This is a genomic window from Pseudomonas syringae group sp. J248-6 (genome assembly GCF_032586995.1).
GTDB lineage: Bacteria > Pseudomonadota > Gammaproteobacteria > Pseudomonadales > Pseudomonadaceae > Aquipseudomonas > Aquipseudomonas amygdali.
This window is the reverse complement of the sequence record NZ_JAWHOP010000005.1, coordinates 231,185-253,090: the sequence shown is the minus strand read 5'-3', so window position 1 is coordinate 253,090 and position 21,906 is coordinate 231,185. Positions and strand designations below refer to the sequence as shown.

Annotated in this window: 20 protein-coding genes and 1 pseudogene; 9 read left to right on the top strand and 12 right to left on the bottom strand. The window is 59.9% G+C overall.

The genetic code is table 11. The features are described from left to right. Nucleotides 1-672 precede the first annotated feature (672 nt). From RYC17_RS09400 to RYC17_RS09390, 3 genes are all read left to right on the top strand, one after another. The gene (locus RYC17_RS09400; RefSeq protein ID WP_316888077.1) at nucleotides 673-1,956 is read left to right on the top strand and encodes an MFS transporter; all 1,284 of its coding nucleotides are present in this window, start codon (nucleotides 673-675) and stop codon (nucleotides 1,954-1,956) included. Nucleotides 1,957-2,092: 136 nt separating this feature from the next. Then, entirely contained in the window at nucleotides 2,093-2,983 is an 891-nt protein-coding gene (locus tag RYC17_RS09395; RefSeq protein WP_122281206.1) for a neutral zinc metallopeptidase, read from the top strand. A 4-nt stretch (nucleotides 2,984-2,987) separates the two neighbouring features. After that, nucleotides 2,988-3,977, top strand: a complete 990-nt coding sequence (locus RYC17_RS09390; protein ID WP_004655548.1) for a hypothetical protein — start codon at nucleotides 2,988-2,990, stop codon at nucleotides 3,975-3,977. Between the two features lie 171 nt (nucleotides 3,978-4,148). Here RYC17_RS09390 and RYC17_RS09385 read toward each other — a convergent pair whose 3' ends face one another. The 3 genes from RYC17_RS09385 to RYC17_RS09375 form a co-directional block, all read right to left on the bottom strand. Then, nucleotides 4,149-4,739 carry an HAD family hydrolase gene (locus RYC17_RS09385; RefSeq protein ID WP_122281207.1) on the bottom strand — a complete coding sequence of 197 codons (591 nt, stop codon included), beginning with the start codon at nucleotides 4,737-4,739 and terminating at the stop codon, nucleotides 4,149-4,151. Continuing rightward, nucleotides 4,736-5,605, bottom strand: coding sequence for an acyl-CoA thioesterase II (gene tesB / locus RYC17_RS09380; RefSeq protein WP_044322981.1), 870 nt, complete (start codon nucleotides 5,603-5,605; stop codon nucleotides 4,736-4,738). The genes RYC17_RS09385 and tesB overlap by 4 nt, the downstream gene beginning before the upstream one ends. A gap of 139 nt (nucleotides 5,606-5,744) precedes the next feature. Next, entirely contained in the window at nucleotides 5,745-6,314 is a 570-nt protein-coding gene (locus RYC17_RS09375) for a GNAT family N-acetyltransferase (protein WP_044322982.1), read from the bottom strand. Between the two features lie 120 nt (nucleotides 6,315-6,434). Here RYC17_RS09375 and RYC17_RS09370 point away from each other — a divergent pair, with 120 nt between their 5' ends. Both RYC17_RS09370 and RYC17_RS09365 read left to right on the top strand, forming a co-directional pair. After that, nucleotides 6,435-7,352 (top strand): histone deacetylase, encoded by a 918-nt coding sequence (locus tag RYC17_RS09370; protein ID WP_058402579.1) that lies wholly within the window; start codon nucleotides 6,435-6,437, stop codon nucleotides 7,350-7,352. 106 nt (nucleotides 7,353-7,458) lie between these two features. Next, entirely contained in the window at nucleotides 7,459-8,697 is a 1,239-nt protein-coding gene (locus tag RYC17_RS09365) for a TIGR03862 family flavoprotein (protein ID WP_316902895.1), read from the top strand. A 17-nt stretch (nucleotides 8,698-8,714) separates the two neighbouring features. Here the strand turns inward: RYC17_RS09365 and RYC17_RS09360 are convergent, their stop codons facing one another. Together RYC17_RS09360 and yedA are read right to left on the bottom strand one after the other, a co-directional pair. Beyond that, a complete protein-coding gene (locus RYC17_RS09360) occupies nucleotides 8,715-10,043 on the bottom strand; it encodes a DEAD/DEAH box helicase (RefSeq protein WP_316888084.1) in 1,329 nt (442 codons plus the stop codon). A 62-nt stretch (nucleotides 10,044-10,105) separates the two neighbouring features. Further along, the gene (yedA, locus tag RYC17_RS09355; protein WP_058402581.1) at nucleotides 10,106-11,020 is read right to left on the bottom strand and encodes a drug/metabolite exporter YedA; all 915 of its coding nucleotides are present in this window, start codon (nucleotides 11,018-11,020) and stop codon (nucleotides 10,106-10,108) included. Between the two features lie 167 nt (nucleotides 11,021-11,187). Here yedA and RYC17_RS09350 point away from each other — a divergent pair, with 167 nt between their 5' ends. Continuing rightward, on the top strand, nucleotides 11,188-11,655 hold the full coding sequence (locus tag RYC17_RS09350) for an Lrp/AsnC family transcriptional regulator (protein ID WP_122259673.1): 468 nt from the start codon (nucleotides 11,188-11,190) through the stop codon (nucleotides 11,653-11,655). Between the two features lie 4 nt (nucleotides 11,656-11,659). Here the strand turns inward: RYC17_RS09350 and RYC17_RS09345 are convergent, their stop codons facing one another. The 3 genes from RYC17_RS09345 to RYC17_RS09335 form a co-directional block, all read right to left on the bottom strand. Beyond that, complete coding sequence (locus RYC17_RS09345) at nucleotides 11,660-12,271, bottom strand: PolC-type DNA polymerase III (protein ID WP_044321051.1); 612 nt, start codon at nucleotides 12,269-12,271, stop codon at nucleotides 11,660-11,662. Nucleotides 12,272-12,292: 21 nt separating this feature from the next. Beyond that, entirely contained in the window at nucleotides 12,293-12,769 is a 477-nt protein-coding gene (locus tag RYC17_RS09340) for an NYN domain-containing protein (RefSeq protein WP_002555259.1), read from the bottom strand. 270 nt (nucleotides 12,770-13,039) lie between these two features. Continuing rightward, a complete protein-coding gene (locus RYC17_RS09335; RefSeq protein ID WP_122259672.1) occupies nucleotides 13,040-13,744 on the bottom strand; it encodes a DUF2076 domain-containing protein in 705 nt (234 codons plus the stop codon). A 197-nt stretch (nucleotides 13,745-13,941) separates the two neighbouring features. Here RYC17_RS09335 and RYC17_RS09330 point away from each other — a divergent pair, with 197 nt between their 5' ends. Next, on the top strand, nucleotides 13,942-14,604 hold the full coding sequence (locus tag RYC17_RS09330) for a YciC family protein (RefSeq protein ID WP_122259671.1): 663 nt from the start codon (nucleotides 13,942-13,944) through the stop codon (nucleotides 14,602-14,604). Nucleotides 14,605-14,637: 33 nt separating this feature from the next. Then, nucleotides 14,638-15,780 (top strand): endonuclease/exonuclease/phosphatase family protein, encoded by a 1,143-nt coding sequence (locus tag RYC17_RS09325; protein ID WP_316902816.1) that lies wholly within the window; start codon nucleotides 14,638-14,640, stop codon nucleotides 15,778-15,780. Between the two features lie 15 nt (nucleotides 15,781-15,795). On the opposite strand, the gene RYC17_RS09320 is transcribed toward RYC17_RS09325, so the two are convergent. Then, on the bottom strand, nucleotides 15,796-16,566 hold the full coding sequence (locus RYC17_RS09320; RefSeq protein WP_122259684.1) for a hypothetical protein: 771 nt from the start codon (nucleotides 16,564-16,566) through the stop codon (nucleotides 15,796-15,798). Between the two features lie 305 nt (nucleotides 16,567-16,871). Here RYC17_RS09320 and RYC17_RS09315 point away from each other — a divergent pair, with 305 nt between their 5' ends. Then, nucleotides 16,872-17,129, top strand: coding sequence for a hypothetical protein (locus RYC17_RS09315; RefSeq protein WP_005754329.1), 258 nt, complete (start codon nucleotides 16,872-16,874; stop codon nucleotides 17,127-17,129). A gap of 165 nt (nucleotides 17,130-17,294) precedes the next feature. Here RYC17_RS09315 and hrpB read toward each other — a convergent pair whose 3' ends face one another. The 3 genes and pseudogenes from hrpB to RYC17_RS09300 form a co-directional block, all read right to left on the bottom strand. Beyond that, nucleotides 17,295-19,829, bottom strand: a complete 2,535-nt coding sequence (hrpB, locus tag RYC17_RS09310; RefSeq protein ID WP_219170261.1) for an ATP-dependent helicase HrpB — start codon at nucleotides 19,827-19,829, stop codon at nucleotides 17,295-17,297. Between the two features lie 119 nt (nucleotides 19,830-19,948). Continuing rightward, a pseudogene (locus RYC17_RS09305) lies at nucleotides 19,949-20,848 on the bottom strand (J domain-containing protein); the annotation flags it as partial. 397 nt (nucleotides 20,849-21,245) lie between these two features. Beyond that, nucleotides 21,246-21,869, bottom strand: coding sequence for a glutathione S-transferase family protein (locus RYC17_RS09300; RefSeq protein ID WP_058402587.1), 624 nt, complete (start codon nucleotides 21,867-21,869; stop codon nucleotides 21,246-21,248). Nucleotides 21,870-21,906 lie beyond the last annotated feature (37 nt).

The following is a 21,906-nucleotide window of genomic DNA, read 5'->3' as shown; positions in this document are numbered from 1 at the left end:
CGCAGATCTGTGACGCAGAGCGTCACCCACGGCATTACCACGCTGGAGCGTGAGGAACGATTATCTCGACTATCGTGCGGCGCTCCGCGTCGCATGCCGTTCCGGACGCTCCGCGTCCTATCCTGTACAGGCGGCGCGGCGCAGATCTGTGACGCAGAGCGTTACCCACGGCATTACCACGCTGGAGCGTGAGGAACGATTATCTCGACTATCGTGCTGCGCTCTGCGTCGCATGCCGTTCCGGACGCTCCGCGTCCTATCCTGAACATGCGGCGCGACGCAGATCTGTGACGCAGAGCGTCACCCACGGCATTACCACGCTGGAGCGTGAGGAACGATAATCCCGACTATCGTGCGACGCTCTGCGTCGCATGCCTTTCTGGACGCTCCGCGTCCTATCCTGAACATGCGGCGCGGCGCAGATCTGTGACGCAGAGCGTCACCCACGGCATTCCCACGCTGGAGCGTGAGGAACGATAATCTCGACTATCGTGCGGCGCTCTGCGTCGCATGCCGTTCCGGACGCTCCGCGTCCTATCCTGTACATGCGGCGCGGCGCAGATTCTTTCATGCCCGTCACGGCGAAACTGTCAGAATATTTATTAGCTTCCTATCGATACGCTAAGGTATAAACCGAAAACGTGAATTAGCCGCTTCAATGGGATCCCTTTCTTGAGCTCTGAGTCTTCCGCCGCCCCTGCCCCGGTCAAGTTGTCCAGCCAGCCCGGTTTCGTCAGTTTTATCCTCTCGCGCCTGATGGCAGTGTTTGCCATGCAGATTCAGGCAGTGGTGGTCGCCTGGCAGGTCTATGACATGACCCGCGAGCCAATGGCACTGGCGTACGTCGGCCTTGCTCAGTTTATTCCCATGTTGCTGCTGTTGATGCCTGCCGGGGACCTGATCGACCGCTACAACCGCAAGGTCATCCTGATGATCAGTTGGGGCGTGCAGGCGTTCTGCGGCACCATTCTGTTTGTGTTTTCGGCCTTGAAGCTACAAGACCTGCGGCTGATCTACGGCGCGCTGATGCTCTACGGCTGCGCCCGCGCCTTCACCGGCCCGGCCCTGCAAAGCCTGCTGCCACAGATTGTCCCGCGCGACCAGCTGCCCTCGGCCATCGCCACCAACAGCGTGATCATGCGCTGCTCGACCGTCGGTGGCCCGCTGATCGGCGGCTATCTGTATTGGCTGGGCGGCGCAGAACTGACGTATTCAGTCTGCGTGGCAGCATTCATAGCTGGCATCCTGTTTCTGGCCCCTGTAGCGACGCCCTTTGCCGGCAAGCCGGTGGAGCTGGGCTCCAGCGCCTGGGGCCGGTTCACTGCGGGCATTGCCTTCATCCGCTCGCGACCGATCATCCTCGGCACCATTTCGCTGGACCTGTTCGCCGTGCTGCTCGGCGGCGTGGTGGCGCTGCTGCCGATTTACGCCCATGAAGTGCTGCATCTGGGCCCCCAAGGGCTGGGCATGCTGCGTGCGTCGATGAGCCTGGGCGAACTGGGCGTCGGTATTTACCTGAGCATGCGTCCGCTGCAGCGCAACGTCGGCATGACCATGTTTCTTGCCGTCGGCCTGTTCGGCGTAGCGAATCTGGTGTTTGCACTGTCGACACTGTTCTGGCTGTCGTGCCTGGCTCTGCTGGTCGCGGGCGCGGCGGACATGGTCAGCGTGTTCATTCGCTCGGCGCTGGTGCAGTTTTCGACGCCGGACAACATGCGCGGCCGGGTCAATGCCGTGAACATGCTGTTTATCGGCTCATCCAACGAGCTGGGCGAGTTTCGCGCAGGCACCAGCGCCTCGCTGGTCGGCGCCATACCTGCGGCAATCATGGGTGGCGTCTGCACATTGGGCGTGGTCGGCGCATGGATGACGTGCTTCAAATCGCTGCGGCAGGTCGACCGTTTTGCCGATGCGTCGCCGCCTGACGTGTTGCAGGCGCAGCCCGTGAAAAGCTAGGCACGGACTTCCCGAACCAATCGGCTCTCTCGCACCTCTATACCCTCGCATCCTGCACACGCTGGCCGGACCGCCAGACTGGCGCAGACCTGTATCAGCAGCGACACTCATTGCACGAAAAGAAGAGGGATCCGACATGCTCTGGAAAAAAGGCCGACGTAGCGACAACGTAGTCGATGCGCGCGATGGCGGCAGCAGTGGCGGCGGCGGTGGCATGCGCATCGGTGGCAAGGGGCTGGGCCTGGGCGGCATTGTGATCATCGTTGCCATTGGCCTGCTGACCGGACAGGACCCGATGCAGATCCTCGGGCAACTGACCGGGCAAAGCACCGAGCAAAGCGCTCCACCCAGCGCGCAAACGCGTCAGGCACCACCGGCCAACGATCAGCAAGCCGAATTCGTACGCAGTATCCTCGGCGACACTGAAGACACCTGGCGTGCCGTGTTCGCCCAGAACGGTCGCGAGTACAAGGACCCGACGCTGGTGCTGTTCAGCGGCCAGGTCAACTCGGCTTGCGGTCGCGCCACCTCGGCGACCGGCCCGTTCTACTGCCCGGCTGACCAGCAGGTCTATCTGGACATGGACTTCTTCCGCGAAATGGCCCAGCGCTTTTCCGCCGCTGGAGACTTCGCCCAGGCTTACGTGATCGCCCACGAAGTCGGGCACCATGTGCAGACCCTGCTGGGCATTTCTGCCAAGGTCGACAAGGCTCGTCAGGCCGGGCAAAAAATGGAAGGTGCCAACGGTTTACTGGTCCGCCAGGAGCTTCAGGCGGACTGCTTTGCAGGTGTTTGGGCGTACAACGCACAAAATCGTTTGAACTGGCTTGAGCCGGGTGATATTGAAGAGGCATTGAATGCGGCCAACGCTATAGGCGATGATCGCTTGCAACAGCAAAGCAGTGGTCGAGTTGCTCCGGACTCCTTTACTCATGGGACGTCTGCCCAGCGTGTACGCTGGTTCAAGGCAGGCTTTGCCCAAGGCCAAATCAATCAATGCGATACATTCGCCGCCAAGAGTCTCTGAACACATGATTAAACCGCTTCTGGTCCTGTTGTTGAGCACTGCCTTCGCGAGCCTCGGGGCGCATGCCGAGGATCAAGCGGTTACGTCTATCAGCCCGGATCGCCTGGCCATCAATGGCGCAGAGGCGACACTCGGGCTGAGTCAGGAATGGGTACACCCCAAGCCGAAGATCGAGCGCGCGGTGATCGTGCTGCACGGCCGCCTGCGCAATGCGCAAACCTACCTGCGCAGCATCGAACGTGCCGCCAATCAATCCAAAGAGCGCAGCAAGACCTTGCTGATCGCCCCGCAGTTTCTGGATGAGAAGGACATTGTCGCGCATCACCTGCCGGAGTCGATCCTGCGCTGGCGCCAGAACAGCTGGATGGAAGGCGCCACCGCCACCAATCCCAAGCCCGTCAGTTCGTTTCTGGTCCTGGACCATATCCTCAAGCGTCTGAGCGACAGCAAGCTGTTCCCGAATCTCAAAGAAGTGGTCATTGCCGGGCATTCCGGTGGTGCCCAGGTGGTGCAGCGCTACGCGATGATCGGCGGCAAGGAAGATGCGCTGCTGCAGCGGGAAGGCGTGAAGCTGCGTTATGTGATTGCCAACCCGTCGTCCTATGCCTATTTCGACGCAGAGCGGCCTGAACCGGTAACGGCGCAGAGTTGCCCTGATTTCGATGAGTGGAAATACGGTCTGAACAAGATGCCGTTCTATTCGGGCAAGGAAAAACCGGCTGACATCGAGAAGAATTACGTGAAGCGCGACATCACTTACCTGATGGGCGAGCTGGACACCGATCGCAACCACCCTGCTCTGGACAAGACCTGTGCCGCCGAAGCGCAAGGCGCGTATCGCCTGATTCGTGGCCAGAACTACTTCAACTACCTCAAGAAGCGCCACCCTGAAGGGCTGAACCAGCGCCTGGTGATCGTGCCGAAAGTTGGCCACAACGGCGACGGGATCTTCACCTCGCCCGAGGGTCAGGCGGTGTTGTTCAAGCCGTTTTAAGTGATCGGGGTATAACTATCGTTCCTACGCTCCGCGTAGGAATGCATTTCTGGACGCTCTGCGTCCGATCTTGGGTGCGCGGTGCGGCGCAGATTTGTGACGCAGAGCGTCACCCAAGGCATTCCCACGCTGGAGCGTGAGGAACGATAGTTGCACCAGAGCCAGTCCAGATCACCCCAACATCCCGCGTAGCACAATGCAATCCACGGCATGCCAGTCCGTCAGCTCCGGCCAGGGGTTGTCTTTCAGGTTGACCAGAACGGTCTTGGCGCCCGCCGCACGGCCGCAGTTCAGGTCATGCATGTAGTCGCCGATCATGACCATCTGCTCCGGCTCGACACTCCAGCGATTGGCCAGCTTCAGCAAACCCGCCGGATCCGGCTTGGGGGTCGCTTCGTCGCGGCCCAGTACATCCTCGACAGCAAAGCAGTCCGCCAGGCCGATGGCTTTCAAGGTGATGTACGCGAGCTCTTGAGCGTTACGGGTCAGTATCCCCAACCGATAGCCGCGCGCCGACAACTCACGAACCAGCTCGACCGCGCCCTCGGCTGGCTGCGAAGCCAGCGCCAGCTCCCGTTCGTGTTCCAGCAGCCATGCATGCTTGGCCGCCGACTCGTCAGCGGGCAACGCGGCAAGATGCCCCAGAATATCGTGGTCCTGAGGGATGCCCAGTTCACGCTTGATTGCCGGAAAGTCATGGACCGGGATGGTCAGGGTGCCATCCATGTCGAAAACCCAGTGCCGTATACCGTCGAGTGTCATGCCCAATCCTTACGGTGGCGGATCAGCCCTTCCTGGCTGACCGATGCAACCAGTTGCCCGGCGCGGTTGAAGATACTGCCGCGTGAAAAGCCGCGGGAGTTGCCTGCCCAGGGACTGTCCATCGCATAGAGCAGCCAGTCATCGGTACGCAGGTCGTTGTGGAACCACAGCGAGTGATCGAGGCTGGCGACCTGCATATCGCGCTGCCAGACCGTCTTGCCATGCGGCCGTAACGAAGTGGTCAGCAGGTTGAAGTCGGAGGCATAAGCCAACATGTAACGATGCAGCGCCTGCACGTCCGACAGGCTGCCATCGGCGCGAAACCACACGTACTTCACCGGCTCGCCTGGCTTGGGATCGTACGGGTCTTCGGATGTCACGGGGCGGAACTGAATCGGTTTGGGGCGCAGAAACTTGTCGTGCATCGCTTCGGGAATCAGGTGTGCTCGGCCCGTCAGCAGCTCTAGCTCGGACGGCAGGTTTTCCGGACCGACAATCTGCGGCATCGACGCCTGGTGCTCAAAGCCCTCTTCGTCGTACTGAAACGAGGCGCTGCACGTGAAAATCGGCTTGCCCTTCTGAATGGCAGTCACACGGCGCGTGCTGAAACTGCCGCCGTCGCGCACGCGGTCCACTTGATAGACCACCGGCAGGCCTGCATCGCCAGGGCGCAGAAAATAGCCGTGCAGCGAGTGAACATGGCGGTCCTCTTCGACGGTCTGACTGGCGGCAGACAACGACTGCCCCAACACCTGGCCGCCAAACAGCTGACGAAAACCCAGGTCCTGGCTGCGGCCGCGAAAAAGATTCTCTTCAATGGCTTCCAGCGTCAGCAACTCAACCAGATCATCCAGCACTTGGCTCATTCTCACTCCTCTTGCACATCGACTCTGCACTTTTACGGCAACGGCAGTCGCTGCATTTTCCGACAGGCCTCTGGCCCATCCCACTGGAATGGAATGATACAGATTTAAGATGGTTGGCTTAATTCAATCTACACCCTGATCAAGGCTTCAGCGTCCTGAGCCACTGCTCATGGCTGATCCGGTACAGCACGTGCGGCTTGAGCGGATGGCCGTCATCCAGATTAGGATGATCGAAGTTGCCGGACTCATCCTGCTGCATACCGATTGCCTGCATAACTTTTTGCGACGGCTGATTATTGACCGCGGTAAACGACACGATCTCCTTCAAATTCAGGCGCTCGAAACCACAGCCCAGCGCGGTCCATGCCGCCTCGCTGGCAAAGCCCAGGCCCCAGTGGTCATAAGCCAGCCGCCAGCCGATTTCCACGGCCGGCGTAAAAGATGCCTTGAAACCCACGACATGCAGCCCGGTAAAACCGATGAATTCGCCGGTATCCTTACGCTCCAGCGCCCAAAACCCGAAGCCCAATTCGGCAAAATGACCACGTAACCGTCCGATCATGGCGGCGCTTTCAAGACGGCTCAGCGGTTCGGGGAAATAACGCATCACGCGCGGGTCCGCGCACATCTCGGCGAATGCTGGCAAATCATCGTCGCGCCACTGCCGCATCAGCAGCCGGGCGCTGTCTAGCTTGAGTATCGGTTCCATCGATTCCCCCGTGTAACGAGACATGAGTGGGCGTCAGCGTAGTTATCCACTGCGCCAGACAACTGGGCGTGCGCACGCTTTGCTGGCACTATCGGGCTTCGACCTGTCAACGGACGCAAAATGTCCCTACCGCTTATCTACCATGAAGACTACAGCCCGGACTTCCCGGCGGATCACCGCTTCCCGATGGACAAGTTCCGTCTGTTACGTGACTACTTGGTCGACAGCGGCCTGACCAGTGACGTTCAATTAATGCGTCCCGAGTTATGCCCGGCGGACATTCTGGCGCTGGCTCATGACCCGTCCTACATCAGCCGCTACCTTAATGGCGACCTGTCCCGTGAAGACCAGCGGCGTCTGGGTCTGCCCTGGAGCGAGGCGCTGGCACGTCGCACGGTTCGTGCCGTGGGTGGTTCGTTACTGACTGCCGAGCAGGCCTTGAAGCACGGTATGGCTTGCCACTTGGCGGGCGGCACCCATCATGCGCACTATGATTACCCGGCCGGTTTCTGCATTTTCAACGACCTGGCAGTGATCAGTCAGTACCTGTTGCAAAGCGGCCGCGTGGACAAGGTGCTGATCTTCGACTGCGATGTGCATCAAGGCGACGGTACGGCGCGTATTCTGGCCGATACCGAGGACGCCATTACCGTCTCGCTGCACTGCGAAAAGAACTTCCCGGCGCGCAAGGCCCAGAGCGACTGGGATATCCCGCTGCCGATGGGGATGGGCGACGCTGACTACCTGAACGTCGTCGACGACCTGCTCAACTACCTGCTGCCGTTCTACAAGCCGGATCTGGTGCTGTATGACGCAGGAGTGGACGTTCACAAGGATGATGCGCTGGGCTATCTGCAACTGACCGATCAAGGCCTGGCCAATCGCGACGAAGCCGTGTTGCGTCATTGCCTGAGCCGCGATATTCCGGTCATGGGCGTGATCGGCGGCGGCTACAGCAAGGACCGTCAGGCGCTGGCAAGACGCCACGGGATCCTGCATCACAGTGCGCAACGAGTCTGGGACGACATGGGCTTATGACAGTGCGTTGCGCCTCATCGCAGTCGCAGCCAATGAGTTGCACCACACCTGAAAACAACGCTCGGGTAGAATGCCCACCTCCTCTGCTATCGATACTTCGCTGACCATGACCGACCTCGCCTCTCCTGCTTCCCGAACCGTCGCCATCATCGGAGGCGGCCCTGCGGGGTTGATGGCAGCAGAGGTGTTGAGCCAGGCAGGGCTGAACGTCGATCTGTATGACGCCATGCCCTCAGTAGGGCGCAAGTTTCTGCTGGCCGGGGTGGGCGGCATGAACATAACGCACTCCGAGCCCTACCCGGCTTTTCTGTCGCGCTACGCTGAACGTTCGCCGATGATCGCGCCTTTGTTGCGTAGTTTTAGTGCCGATGAGCTGTGCCAGTGGATTCATGCGCTGGGTATCGAGACGTTTGTCGGCAGCTCGGGCCGTGTTTTCCCCACTGACATGAAAGCCGCACCGCTGCTACGCGCCTGGCTCAAGCGCCTGCGTGATGCGGGTGTCACGATTCACACGCGGCATCGCTGGCTGGGCTGGAACGCCGATGGCAGCCTGCGCATTGCCTGCGCCGATGGCGAAAAGGCGCTCAACCCGGCAGCCACATTGTTGGCGCTGGGCGGTGCCAGTTGGGCGCGGCTGGGGTCTGACGGGGCGTGGTTGCCATGGCTGCAAGCCAGGCAGGTCGAGGTTGCGCCTTTGCAGGCCGCCAACTGTGGTTTCGAGGTGAGCGCCTGGAGCGACCTGCTGCGCGACAAGTTTGCCGGTGCGCCGTTGAAAAACATCGCCATGGGCCTGCATGGCCATGCCCTGCGCTTGGGCGAATGTGTACTGACCGGGACGGGTGTGGAAGGCAGCCTGGTGTATGCACTGTCGGCGCAGATTCGTGAACAGATCAACCTTCACGGTTCGGCGATTGTGGACATTGACCTGCTGCCCGGCAAAACGCTGACAGATATTCAAAAAGCCCTGAGCAAACCACGTGGCTCGCGCTCGATGTCCAAGCACCTGCACAGCCAATTGGGCCTGGACGGCGCAAAGGCAGCGCTTTTACGCGAACTTGCGCCTCGTGAAGCGTTTGCCGATCCGCTGTTGTTGAGTGAAGCCATCAAGGCGTTGCCACTGCCCCTGATCAAACCACGCCCCATCGATGAGGCCATCAGCACCGCAGGTGGCGTGACCTTCGAAGCCATGGACGAACGTCTGATGCTCAGGCAATTGCCCGGCGTGTTCTGCGCAGGCGAAATGCTCGACTGGGAAGCCCCTACAGGCGGCTACCTGCTGACCGCCTGCTTCGCCAGCGGCCGCGCTGCGGGGTTGGGGATGGTGGAGTGGCTGCAATCGCGCTGATCTTGTCCCCCACGTGATCACGGCTTCTTCTTGCGCGGGCCGGTGTTGAAAACCGGGACCTTGCGTACCGGTTTGACCACCGGCGCAGGCTCGGACTCGCCGCTGTCGACCCATTTGCCCAGGTTGCGCTTGCTGCCCGACACTTTGGGTTTTTTCGGTTTCTTGGGCTTTTTCAGGATCTGGCCGCTGGCATCCGTACTCGGCACGCGATGCTCCGGTTCGAAGTCCTGTTCTTCCTTGCGCTCCAGGGTCTGGCGGGTCAGCACTTCGATGGCCGACAGCAGTTCGACTTCATCAGCACACACCAGCGAGATCGCCTCGCCCGTAAGCCCCGCCCGGCCGGTGCGGCCAATACGGTGGATGTAATCCTCGGCCACAATCGGCAGGTCCAGATTGACGACCGTCGGCAGATCATCGATATCCAGACCACGAGCCGCCACGTCGGTGGCAACCAGAATCTTCACTTCATTGCTCTTGAAACGATCCAGCGCACGCTGGCGGGTGGCCTGCGGCTTGTCGCCGTGAATGCCATCAGCGTTCAGACCCAGCCCCTGCAAACGATCCACCAGTTGATCAACGCCAACCCGGGTCTTGGCGAACACCAGCACCTGCCCCCAGCGATGCTTTTTCATCAGATGGATGAACAGATCAGCCTTGCGCTTCTTGTCCACGGTCACAACCCATTGCTTGACCGATGACGCCGCCACGTTGCGCGGGCTGACCTCGATGGTCAGCGGGTCATTCAGCATCTGCGCGGCCAGCAGACGAATTTCGTCGGAAAAGGTCGCGGAGAACAGCAAGGTCTGGCGCTGCTTGGGCAGTACCGCGTAGATGCCACGCAATTCCTCGGCAAAGCCCAGATCAAGCATGCGGTCGGCTTCATCAAGGATCAGGGTCTGCAACTGGGAGAACTTGACTGCATTCTGACGATGCAGGTCGAGCAGACGTCCCGGTGTCGCAACCAGCACGTCCACGCCCTTGCGCAGCTTCATCATTTGCGGGTTGATGCTCACGCCACCGTAGGCTGCGTAAGTGCTCAACGGCAGGTGCTCGGCATACTGACGAATGCTTTCGTGAACCTGATCGGCCAGTTCGCGGGTCGGGGCCAATACCAGCGCGCGAACGCAATTAGGCGCGACTTTCGGCCCTTCCATGGTCAGGCGCTGCAACAGCGGCAAGGCAAAACCTGCGGTCTTGCCGGTACCGGTCTGGGCAGCTGCCATCAGATCGCGGCCCGCCAGTACCGGAGGAATTGCCTGGGTCTGTACAGGCGTCGGAGTCTGGTAACCGAGCGCTTCAAGGGCGCGCAGCAAGGGTTCGATCAGGCCGAGAGAGGCGAATGTCATGGAAATACCGTAGGAAAAATTCAACGCAAGGCGCGCAGTTTAACCTGTCCGGCCCGCCTCGGTTAGCTTGTGCGTATCGATCCGACCTTTCGTACCGCCGACCTGCGCCATTGCGGCAGGCCAATCAGCACGACAGCGCTGATAATCACCACCATGGCCATGCACTCTTCAATACCGATTGTCTCTCCCGCAAACACCACGCCAAGCATCACCGCCACTGCCGGGTTGACGTAGGCATAGCTGGTTGCGGCTGCCGGGCGCACGTTCTTGAGCAGGTACATATACGCGCTGAACGCGACGATAGAGCCAAATACCACCAGATACAGCAGCGCCCCCCAGCCCGCTGCAGTCGGCATGTGCGCAAGGCGCTCGCCGCTCAAAGCGCTGCCGATCAGCAGCGTCGCGCCGGCCGTGATCATTTCTGCCGCACTGGCCATCGGACCTTTGGGCAACGGCATATGCTTGCTCAATACAGAGCCGAACGCCCAGGACGCCGCGGCAAAGAGCACCAGCGCAGCGCCATAAGGGCTGGCTTGCAGATTGGAACCGAGATTCAACAGGCCGATACCGATCAGGCCAAGCACGATGCCCGCCCACTCCAGATTAGTGGTGCGATTGCCCCAGAACAGGCCGAACAGCAAGGTAAACAGCGGCATGGTCGCCACCGCCAGCGCCGCGACGCCTGATGCAACGCCTGCGTGTTCGGCCAGCGTCACACCGCCGTTACCGCATGCCAATAGCAGGAAGCCGATCACAAACGCCGCTTTCCACTCGCGCCAGGTCGGCGCTGGCACGCCGCGATAACGCAGGAAGCCATACATCAGGCACCCGGCAATCATAAAACGTACGCCAGCCATCATCAGCGGCGGCCATGACTCCACGCCAATACGGATGACCAGATAGGTAGAGCCCCAAATCAGGTACAAGGCCAGAAAAGCGCCAATGAGCAACGGCGAAACACGAACGGACTGAGGCATGGCAAGGCTCTGGGATCATTGTTATGGTTGACCTATTGTATGAAGGCCAGAGGCGGATATTAAGCAGACAACCCTGTTTGAACCGCGCTGAAACTTACGATTCAACGCTTGTAAGGCCTGTTTTCCTTTTATTTTAAAATGGCCCATCGCACAGTACGAGGCACGTCATGACGCTGGATAAATACGATCGGATTCTGCTCGATGAGCTGCTGAAAAATGGCCGGGCGTCTTTTGCGCAGCTGGCGAAACTGGTCAACCTGTCCGCGCCTGCCGTGGCTGAGCGAGTCGCCAAGCTTGAGGCCAGCGGCGTGATCACCGGTTATGAGGCGAAGGTCGATCTGACAAAGGTCGGCTTGCCGATTCAATGCCTGATCGAGTTACGCATGGGCAGTCACGGCAATCAGCAGGCGTACAAGGAGCTGTGGCAGGTCCCTGAACTGATCCAGTGTTACCGGGTGACGGGCGACCCGTGCGTGATCATGAAGGTAGCGGTCGATTCGATGCCACACCTGGAAGACCTGATCAATCGGATCGCCAGGTTCGGCTTCAGCAAAACCTCAATCGTGCTGTCGACAGCGGTGGAGCGCAGCCTGCCGGCCAACTATCTGACCAGCAACGGCAAGCAGGAACACTAAAGGATCAGAAGCCGCGCTGACGCTTCAGCGTTTCGCCGATCTTGGCGGCCGGGACTTTCTGCAGGGAACACAGCATCTGGTGGGAGATTGACGCGATGCCGTGGGTGTTGCGCAGTTCGTTGGTCAGATACGCCGTGAGGTTGGCGGCCATTTCCGCATCGGCCATCGCCCGGTGAGCCTTGCCGGTATTGGGCAGGCGCGCGTAGCTGGTCAGCGTGCCAAGCTTGTGATTCGGTGCGCCAGGCATCAGGCGTCGGGCCAGCAGCATCGAACAGGCAAAGCTCTGTTCGCGCTTGCGCTGAATGCGCGACAGTTCGTAGTCCCAGAATTTCTGGTCGAACGAGGCATTGTGCGCGACCAGCGGCGTGGCACCGACGAAATCTGCCACATCGCCCATCACCCGTTCGGCGCTGGGGGCGGTGCGAATCATGTTGTTGCTGATGCCGGTCAACCCCTCGATAAACGCAGGAATACGCACCCCGGCATTCATCAGGCTCTGAAAGCGCTCGACGATACGCCCCTGCTCCATGATGACCACGGCAATCTCGGTTGCCCGGCAGCTATGGCCGGGGGAGATGCCGGTGGTTTCAAAGTCGATGACTGCAATACGTTCCAACACTGGCCTGACCCTGTAAATTCATTTCAGCAACAACGCGCCTTCGATAGGCACATAACGACTGGCTGCGCGAATCAACGAGTTCGCGGTCAGCCCCGGCACGCCATAGGCCACCGCCTCAACACCATGTTTGCTGATCACACGCTCGAGCAACATGTCGAAATCGCCATCACCCGATGCCAGCACGACTTCGTCCACTTGTGGCGCGAAATCCATGATATCGATGGTGATGCCGACATCCCAGTCCCCTTTCGCCGAACCGTCGCTACGCTGGATGTACGGCTTGAGCCTGACGGTAAACCCCAGATTGCGCAGGATCTGCTGGAACTGCTGTTGTTTGCTGTCGCCACGATCGATGGCGTAGGCAAACGCGTGAACAATCTCGCCGCGCTTGCTGATATCCGCCCACAAGGCGGCGTAATTGAAATGACAGCCATGCGCCTGGCGCACGGTGTAATACAGGTTCTGCACGTCGGCGAACACCGCGATCTTCTTCACCGCAATTCCTCATGGCGGGCAACACGCCCACTGGTTACAGCGATCCGGAATGTGAATCGGTGCCCAGTATGCCAGCTTGAGAACGGAATTGAGCTTCAACTATCGTGCGACGCTCCGCGTCGCACGCATTTCTGGATGCTCCACGCCCGATCTTGAATGGGCGGCGCGGCGCAGACCTGTGACGCGGAGCGTCACCCAAGGCGTTCCCTCACAGGAGAGTGCGGAACGATAATTGTCTGTTCTGGAGCGCGAGAAGCGCTCACTGCGTCCTCAAACAAACGAATCATCATCAGAAAACATGTCGCCGCCATCGTCAAAGCTGTCATCGGCCGTGTACTGCTGATCCGGCTGTCCCCAGCCGCCCTGATCATTGAACGAGCCGGTGTCCTGAGCCTGTGGCGCGTCGTGAATGACCTCGACGATCTCCTGCGGCTGGCTGTGGTGGCTGAACATGCTGCTGATGCCCTCTGCCAGCAGCACACCGCCCGCCACACCGGCCGCGGTCTTCAACGCACCGCCGAGAAAGCCACTGCCCGCAGCCGGAGCAGGCGCGGCGTAACCACCCTGCGGCGCTGCGGGCGCAGAGGCTGGATTGAAACCGGCACCGTCGCGCCAGCCACCACCAGACGTCTGGCCCGGCTGAGCCTGAGGCGCTCGCGAGGCGCTGCTGCCGAAAATACTCGACAGAAACCCGCCGCTGGCCGGCGCTGACGAAGATTGCCCTTTGGCCTGCTGCAGCTCGGCCTGCAACTGCTGAATCTGCTCGTCGCGCTGTTTCACCTGCTGATTGAGCTGATTCACCGCAGCTTCCTGCACCAGAATCGCCTGCGTCATGTAATACGGCGCAGCGGGCTGGCGAGCCAGATGCTCCTTGATACGCGCCTCGGCCGCAACATCTCGCGGGGCGGATGCCGTTTCAGCGTCTTTCAGTTTCGAGAAAAGACCATCAATCAGGGTTTGCTCTTCGCTGTTCATGACCACCTCACTGAGTTGCCACTGGAATTCTTTCCTGCCGCACCTGCAGGACCATGCTCAGAAAATGGGGCCTCATCCACCCGCTTCAATGACATGAAGAAAAAGATAAGAAGATCTCAGCCCAGCACCACTGCGCTTGGTTCGGCAAGGGCCATGGGCTAAAGTGTGCGCCTGCTTTTAGCCTGCGATCTATCTACATGAACCCGTTGACCGTCATCCAGGATTCGCTCTATTTCTTTCGGCGCAATCTGGGCAGCATCGTGCTGCTGTGCCTGCCTGTCGTGATACTCGAGGTGCTGGCCAAACAAGCGCTGAGCAACGCCATGTCCGCCGACACGTCGCCTGCCTACGAATTGGTCATCGGGCTGTTTTTCTACCCTATCTATACAGCGGCACTGATCCTGTTTCTCGACGCACGCAGCCGTGGCGAAGACGTCTACACCCGCGACCTGCTGGCCATGGCGTTGCGCCTGTGGCCCACCTTCGCCGTACTCTCGGCAATGAGCACCCTGCTGATCATGTTCGGCCTTTCGCTGTTCGTGGTCCCCGGCCTCTGGGTCATGATCAAACTGGCGTTCTGCGAATACCTGCTGGTCCTGCGCAAGCTCACGCCGTTCATGGCCATGCGCGAAAGCATGCTGATGACCACCGGGCACTTCACCCGCATTCTGGTGTGCATACTGAGCGTCTACATTCCCCTGTGGCTGCTTGAGGGCGCCAGCCTGTACCTGTTTCCGGAACCGCAAAGCGCAGCGGTTTCCGTGATCACCGACAGCATCGGCAGCTTCCTGCAACTGTTCACCACCATTGTGACCTTCCGCCTGTTCATGCTGATCAGCGAGCCCGCGCACAGGGCCTGAACCAACAGCTGACGCCAGACGCACCGATTCGGTATGCTCAATACCGAATCCCTCACCGAGCGCCTGGCGCTCCAAGTCGAGCCGATGCCACGTCTACTGCTACGTCTGACCCTGTACAGCCTGCTGCTGGTCGCCGTATTGCTGGTAATGGTTTACCAACTGACCTGGCGCCCTCCAGCCCGCGAGTTACTCCCGGCCACCTGCAACCCTGCGGTTCAGGCGCCGAAGCTGGTGCCGGGGCAAGCCCTGAAAGTCATGACCTGGAACATCCAGTACCTGGCGGGCAAGCGCTATGTGTTCTGGTATGACATGGCCGACGGCAGCGGTCCGGACGAGCGGCCGACGCATGAAGACCTTGCCTACAACCTGGATGAAGTGGCGCGGGTCATCCGTGATGAACAGCCGGATATCGTACTGCTGCAAGGGGTCGACGATGGTGCCAAAAACTCCGATTACGAAGACCAACTGGCATTGATCAAAGAACGTGTGGCGGACCTCTACCCCTGCAGCACGCAGGCGTTCTACTGGAAGGCAGAGTTCGTACCCAACCCGCATATCTGGGGCAGCGTCGGCAGAAAACTGGCGACCCTCAGCCGCTTCCACATCGACAGTGCCGAACGCGTGCAACTGCCGGTGCCAGACGCCAATATCATCAGCCGTCAGTTCCAGCCCAAGGATGCCTTGCTGGTCAGCTACCTGCCCCTGCGTGACGGCGGCAAACTGGCCGTCATCAACACCAGCCTGACCACCGCCAGACACACCGGCGACACCGCACAAAAACAGGTCGCTGCCACTGAGACGCAGCTGGACAAGCTGGAAAGCGGCGGCACACCGTGGCTGATCGGCGGCGACTTCAACATGCTGCCGCTGGGTCAATACCAGCGCCTCCCCGAGGAGCAACGCCTCAGCTACGCCGCCGACAGCGAACTGCACGAGCTGTGGGAGAAATACCCGATGATCCCCGACAACGCCGAATCCAGCGGCATAGACCGCGGCAAATGGCTGACGCACTTCCCCAACGACAGCCGCATCAACGGGCCGGACCGGACGGTGGATTACCTGTTTTACAGCCCGAGTTTGAAGCGGGTCAATGCGCGGGTGCGGCGGGACGATACGTTGTTGATATCTGATCATTTGCCGGTGATTGGGCGGTTTTTGTTGCCGGTTTTGCCTTGAGGGGTGAGTCGGCATTCAGGTTTCGACAGTGCCAAACATCGCGTCAAGGGACTGCTCAAGCATTGATAGCTCTACTTCAAGCCCCCCTGCATAAATCGCGGTGCGGCGAGCACAGTCGACAGTCACTGTTATTCCAGCACCGGTGAGCCGTCCGGGGTATTTGCGCAGGGTCAACTCAACACATGAGCAATCCAGCCAGCGTGCCTGATCGGCTGACCAGCCATTGTCTTCGAAAGCAAACACGCGGATGTCGCGCCTGATGTCGATTATCTCGGGTGGGTAAATCCATTGCGTGGCAAGTGCCTCGTAAGGCGTCGTCTGGACACGATAGCGAGCACTTGGGGACAGGGCGATCACTTCAATGCGCTCTCCGCGCATGGTGTCGCCTTCATGCTCGGAGCTCGCAAATATGGGCTCATAACCTTTCCCGGTGAACGTAAAGAATTTCGTTTTCCCATCAGCCTTCAACTGGGCCAGAGCTGCGCTCACCAACGGGAGAGACCTATCGTCAGGCTCAAGCGCTCGGTCATATCCATCAAACTCGATACCCATAAAGTTGGCTTCATCAGCATCATCCGTGTAGCAACGCGCGGCGAGGGACAGAGTGCCCTCCGTGAAGTAGTACATATCGTACTCATAGTAATAGTCGTAGGAGCCGTCCTTATCCTGCTCGCTGGCATCGATATGGTGATACCGCTCCATGCGGATTGAACCCGGGCCTTGGGATGTCCACTGGGGTTCAAGCTCGCGTATACGGGTGTCACCCCGTGAAAAGATGTTTTTCATCCAGCGCTTGATAAGGGATTTGAAAACAAATCTGGCAGTGTTCAATGTCTTTCCCTGGTTACCCGGTTGCTCGGAAACTTTCCGTGATCGATTCCTGAGTATTCGTGTGATTGAAAATACCGGAGCCGAGTGCGAATGGCAGCCCTATAGCCCGCAATAAGCTGGCGAGTCGCCGAGCATCTGAATGTCGTTCTTCAGCAACTGAAAGGGTCAAAACAGTTTGAACCGTTTTCAGACGCGCTCGCCTAATGATTAGCCTGTGGATACTCCCACAGGCTACGTGCCAATACCGGCATACCCAAAGGGTGATCAACGTGGCTAAAGACGACAAGAAAAGCAAAGGCGAAGCCTCGAAAGCCAGCAAGGATCTGAAGGACAAGAAAGCATCACCGGCCAAGAAATCTGAAGCGGCCTCGACGCTTTCCAAGTCTTCCGAAAAGAAAGACAAGAAAAAAGACGCCGAGCCAAAGAAAGCTGCCAAAAAAGCTGATAGCAAGCCAGAAAAGGCCAAGAAATCAGAGAAGGTTGAAAAGGCTGAAAAGCCGGCTAAAAAGAAAAAGTGACATCTGCTGCCTGCCAGGGCTTTGCGCCCTGGTGTTCTGTGGTTCTCTGGAGATCCAACATCTGATCAGGTGTTCCAGGCCAGATACATTGCACAGCAAGATTGCGCTGCTGTAGCGCGGAAGTTTCTCGTTGGCCTCAAAATCCAGTGCATTGGTTTACAGACCTCAAGTCCCCCTCGGCTTCACCCTAGCCGTCGCCTCCGCCACCAATGGATCATCCGGCCAGTAATGCTTCGGATACCGCCCCTTCAAATCCTTCTTCACCTCAATGTAGGTAGACCGCCAAAAGTTAGCCAGGTCCTGCGTCACCTGCACCGGGCGGCGTGCCGGGGACAGCAGGTGCAGCTTCAACACCTGCCGCCCATTGGCAATGCGCGGGGTATCGGACAAGCCAAACAGCTCTTGCAGCCGCACCGACAGAATCGGCGGCTGTTCGCTGTAGTCGATACGGATATTCGAGCCAGACGGCACCTGGATGGTCTGCGGGGCCTGCGCTTCCAGTTGTTGCGGCATTGGCCACGGCAGGAGGTTGCGCAGGATGGAGGGCAGGTCGAGCTGGCTGAAATGGCTGAGCCGGGTGACTTTGCCCAGGTAGGGCATCAGCCAGTTTTCGAGTGTCGCCAGCAGTTGCGCGTCACTCAGGTCGGGCCATTCGCTTGCTGCGCTTTTGTCGATGTCCAGATTGCGTAGCAGCGAGACACGCGCCTGCCACTGGCGCAGTTCGGGCGTCCACGGCAGCAGTTCCAAGCCTTTGCGACGTACCAGCGCCAGCAGTGCCTGGCTGCGAGCTGCGTCATCGAGGCCGGTCAGCGGTTCGCGGTTGATAATAAGCTCGCCCGCCTTGCGCTGCCGTTCTGCGCGGAACACGCCTTCGCGCTCATCCCACTCAATCTGGTCCACGGTGATGACCTGCTCGGCCAGCACAGAGTCGAACAGCGCTGGATCGAATTCGGCAGCGAGGTAAATCCGCTCCTCACGCTGCCCCTGACGGCTGCCTAAATCTGCGATGACCAGCCAAGGCTGCTTCATCAGTGCGTCGGCCTCGGCGAAAAGTGCCGCGCGACCGTTGGCCAAGCGATATTCAGCACCGCCGGGGCGACGTTGTTGTGCCACGCGATCCGGGTAGGCCAGTGCCAGCAGAGCGCCCAGCCAGCGTGAATGATCGGGATCGATGACCGGGCTTTTCGCAGTGCCGCGCAGGTATCCGCGATATTGCCGTGCCAGCTGTTTAGCTCGCTGCACACCGCCCTGTGCACCACGCGCAGCACGCTCGGTGCCCGCCAACAAGGTCAGGCGGCTGTGCAGATCGGCCCCGCCGCCGCGCAGAATATCGCGCTCGCCCAACAGTGCGGCCACGTCACACGCCAGTTCGCCCAAGCCCAATGCATGACCGCGTAGCAGCAGGTGCGCGATGCGCGGATGTGCGGGCAGCTCGGCCATCGCCTGACCGTGGGACGTCAGCGCTGGCGGTTGGCCCGGCTGGTTGCTCAGCGCCTCAAGCCGCACCAGCAAATCCTGCGCCTGCGCATAAGCCGCCGCTGGCGGGACATCGAGCCAAGCCAGTTGCGCAGGCATGACGCCCCAGCGCGCCAGTTGCAGCGCAAGCCCGGCAAGGTCCGCCTGAAGAATGTCTGCCGCGCCGTAGGCGGCCAGTTGATCGTGTTGCGCTTCGGACCACAGCCGGTAACACACACCCGGCTCCAGCCGCCCTGCCCGCCCGGCACGCTGAGTGGCGCTGGCACGCGAGATACGCTGGGTTTCCAGACGCGTCATGCCGCTGCCCGGATCGAAACGCGGCACCCGCGCCAACCCGGCATCGATCACCACACGCACGCCGTCGATGGTCAGGCTGGTTTCCGCAATATTGGTCGCCAGCACGACCTTGCGCGTACCTTGGGGGGCAGGCTCGATGGCCGCACGCTGCGCATTGAGATCAAGCTCGCCATGCAAGGGGCAGAGCAGAATGTCGGCGCGTTCGCCCAGCGCTTCTGCCAGTTGCTGGTTGACACGACGAATCTCGGCCTGCCCCGGCAGAAACACCAGCAGGCTGCCGGACTCGCTGCCCAGCGCATCCAGCACCGTCTGCACGACACGCGGCTCGATGAATTCACCCGGCTGAAAAGGACGCCCCCACTGCATCTTCACCGGAAACATCCGCCCGTCGCTGCGCACTACCGGTGCATCGTCCAGCAACGCCGCCAGCCGCTCGCCTTCCAGCGTGGCCGACATCAGCAGAATCTTCAGCGGCTGATCGTCACGAAACAGCTCACGACCATTGAGGCTCAGGGCCAGGGCCAGATCGGCGTCCAGACTGCGCTCATGAAACTCATCGAAAATCAGCAGCCCCACACCTTCCAGCGCAGGGTCGTCCTGCAAGCGACGCGTGAGAATCCCCTCAGTCACCACTTCAATACGCGTCTTCGGGCCGACCCGGCTTTCCAGACGAATCCGATAACCCACCGTCTCGCCGACCTTCTCGCCCAGCTCACTGGCCAGCCGCTCGGCAGCTGCTCTTGCCGCCAGTCGCCGCGGCTCCAGCATCAGAATGGTCTGCCCGGCCAGCCAGGTTTCCTCAAGCAGCGCGAGCGGCACACGCGTGGTCTTGCCCGCGCCGGGAGGGGCTTCGAGTACAGATTCATGGCGCGTGGTCAGGGCCTGGCGCAGGGCTGGCAGGACGGCATCGATGGGTAACGAAATCATGGGGGCTCCCGGAGAGATGCGGGGAGTATACCGGGGTGGGGTTGGGGAATCAGGCGGCGTGTTTTAGCTGAACGGCAGTCGCCAGAAAGACTGCCGCAAGCATGCCTCACGCCGAAAAATCAGACCTGGACCTCGTCGCCTTTCTCATCAATAAGGCCATTGTCGTATTTCTTGCGCAATTCTGGATCGGACAAAATCTTGAACGCATTTGAAATCACTTTGAAACGCTCAGTCGCCTCAGCCTCCTTACCGACATTCTTATCAGGATGATTCTTCAGCGAGGCTTTCCTGTAGGCCGTTTTGACTGCGGAGAGATCTGCCGTCATGTCCGAGAGGCCCAAGTGTTCGTACAACGGCTTGACGGGTGGCTTGGCGGGGACGGAATCGCCCACCTTCGCGGAAGCGTCAGCGGCTGGTGTGTCGTAAGGCCGTTGTGTTGAAGGCCGCTCAGCGCCTGCATTGGGCTTTGCTTTCGGTGGCGGCGGCGCGCTGTTGGCAGCCTGGGGGCGAGTGCGTGGAGGCGTTTGCGGACGTGCTTGCTGTTGGGCGCTGTCAGGTCTCCAGGATGGGCCCGGTGTGGGTCGTCGCACGCGATCGGTGTTCGACTGACGAACCTCGTTGATCAACTGGTCAGCGATGTCGTTCATCAGCTTGTTCAGCTTCAGGTTGCTGGAGAAGAACGCATGGTGCGCCTCACTATTTCCCTTGCCCTGCTCGGGTTCAGGCTTGGCCATCGCGTCGACCAGCTTCTTGCCCAGAGAGAACAACATCTTGCCCTGGCTGTCGCTGACGCCCAAAAAGCTCATCACGTTATGCATCGACTTGTCGCGCTCCCAGACAACGCCGGCCAAGTCAAAGGCAGCTCGTGCCAGATTGAATCGGCCTCCGCCTTCGTGAGTCTCGACATTGGTCACCGGTTCCTTGCCGCGCAACGCGTCCAGGATTACCGCGAGGCCTTTCTGCTGACGCTCGTTGAGCCGGCCTTTCTGCTCCAGCGATGAGCTGTTGACCTGCAACGCCCCATTTTCAGCAGTTGTACTGGCCCATTCGCGAGCAAGCTCGCTCCCACAGGGGTCATGTGTACCGGGTTTGTGGGAGTGAGCTTGCTCGCGAAGAGGCCCTTATGAACGCCGAAGTTTTATGCTCAATGTGAGTACGCCTTCGCGAGCAAGGTCGCCTTTTTGGGCATGGATCCGAGGGTGACTAACTCAGGCCAAAAAACGGCCGGAGATCGCTGACCAAGCCACAGGGTGCTCGGAAATTCGTCGATTGCTGCACAACACAGCCAGGTCGGCTAGCTGAAGAGTGCATGGAAAGAGTTCTACAACCATTATCGCGGCCGCGGGAATCTCCCACGACCTTCGGCCAGAATCAAAAGCAAACTTATGCATAACGCTGAGCTCTCAAGCGCAGGGATCACGGCGTTCCGTTTCGGCCGTGCAAGCGGTAGCCGGGACGTTCGCTCAGTCGTTCGTAATAGGCCTTCACTGCCGGGAAGTCCGGATGACTTAACGGGGTTTCAAACCAGCGATTTACTGAAAGGCCCATCGGGATGTCTGCCAGCGAAAACTCGCTGCCGCTGACGTACGCCCCGGTGGCATCAAGTTGTCGATCCAGGATCGCCATGTGTCGGGTCCATTGACGGCATCCGGCAGCCAGCGCGTCAGGGTCTTGATGGGCGACGCTGTGCCTGACCAGCGACATTAAGGCATAACCCCAGGATTTGTTGAGGTCTGTGGCCTGCCAGTCGATCCATTGATCCACTCTGGCTCTGGCTATTGCGTCCACCGGGTAAAGATGCACGGCGTTGTTGCGGTTCGCCAGGTACCTGATGATCGTGTTCGACTCCCACAGAACGAAGCCATCATCCTCAATGACTGGAACCATCGCATTGGGGTTGAGAGCCATGAATTCAGGCGTGTTGGTTTCCCTGAAACCAGAGCCCCAGTCCTGCCGTTCGAACGGGATTTCCAACTCTGCACAGGTCCAGAGCACTTTGCGGACATTGATTGATGAGGCTTTGCCCAGTATCTGTAGCATTCCACCTCCTTATGGTTAGCCCGCCTTGGCCGCCATC

What these genes read in the sequence shown, in the direction of transcription:
- tesB (WP_044322981.1), bottom strand. Translation starts at nt 5,605, where the DNA reads ATGAGCCAAGTGCTGGATGATCTGGTTGAGTTGCTGACGCTGGAAGCC.
- RYC17_RS09360 (WP_316888084.1), bottom strand. Translation starts at nt 10,043, where the DNA reads ATGACATTCGCCTCTCTCGGCCTGATCGAACCCTTGCTGCGCGCCCTT.
- RYC17_RS09300 (WP_058402587.1), bottom strand. Translation starts at nt 21,869, where the DNA reads ATGCTACAGATACTGGGCAAAGCCTCATCAATCAATGTCCGCAAAGTG.
- RYC17_RS09370 (WP_058402579.1), top strand. Translation starts at nt 6,435, where the DNA reads ATGTCCCTACCGCTTATCTACCATGAAGACTACAGCCCGGACTTCCCG.
- RYC17_RS09375 (WP_044322982.1), bottom strand. Translation starts at nt 6,314, where the DNA reads ATGGAACCGATACTCAAGCTAGACAGCGCCCGGCTGCTGATGCGGCAG.
- RYC17_RS09390 (WP_004655548.1), top strand. Translation starts at nt 2,988, where the DNA reads ATGATTAAACCGCTTCTGGTCCTGTTGTTGAGCACTGCCTTCGCGAGC.
- hrpB (WP_219170261.1), bottom strand. Translation starts at nt 19,829, where the DNA reads ATGATTTCGTTACCCATCGATGCCGTCCTGCCAGCCCTGCGCCAGGCC.
- RYC17_RS09325 (WP_316902816.1), top strand. Translation starts at nt 14,638, where the DNA reads ATGCTCAATACCGAATCCCTCACCGAGCGCCTGGCGCTCCAAGTCGAG.
- RYC17_RS09320 (WP_122259684.1), bottom strand. Translation starts at nt 16,566, where the DNA reads ATGAAAAACATCTTTTCACGGGGTGACACCCGTATACGCGAGCTTGAA.
- RYC17_RS09395 (WP_122281206.1), top strand. Translation starts at nt 2,093, where the DNA reads ATGCTCTGGAAAAAAGGCCGACGTAGCGACAACGTAGTCGATGCGCGC.
- RYC17_RS09350 (WP_122259673.1), top strand. Translation starts at nt 11,188, where the DNA reads ATGACGCTGGATAAATACGATCGGATTCTGCTCGATGAGCTGCTGAAA.
- RYC17_RS09330 (WP_122259671.1), top strand. Translation starts at nt 13,942, where the DNA reads ATGAACCCGTTGACCGTCATCCAGGATTCGCTCTATTTCTTTCGGCGC.
- RYC17_RS09335 (WP_122259672.1), bottom strand. Translation starts at nt 13,744, where the DNA reads ATGAACAGCGAAGAGCAAACCCTGATTGATGGTCTTTTCTCGAAACTG.
- yedA (WP_058402581.1), bottom strand. Translation starts at nt 11,020, where the DNA reads ATGCCTCAGTCCGTTCGTGTTTCGCCGTTGCTCATTGGCGCTTTTCTG.
- RYC17_RS09365 (WP_316902895.1), top strand. Translation starts at nt 7,459, where the DNA reads ATGACCGACCTCGCCTCTCCTGCTTCCCGAACCGTCGCCATCATCGGA.
- RYC17_RS09385 (WP_122281207.1), bottom strand. Translation starts at nt 4,739, where the DNA reads ATGACACTCGACGGTATACGGCACTGGGTTTTCGACATGGATGGCACC.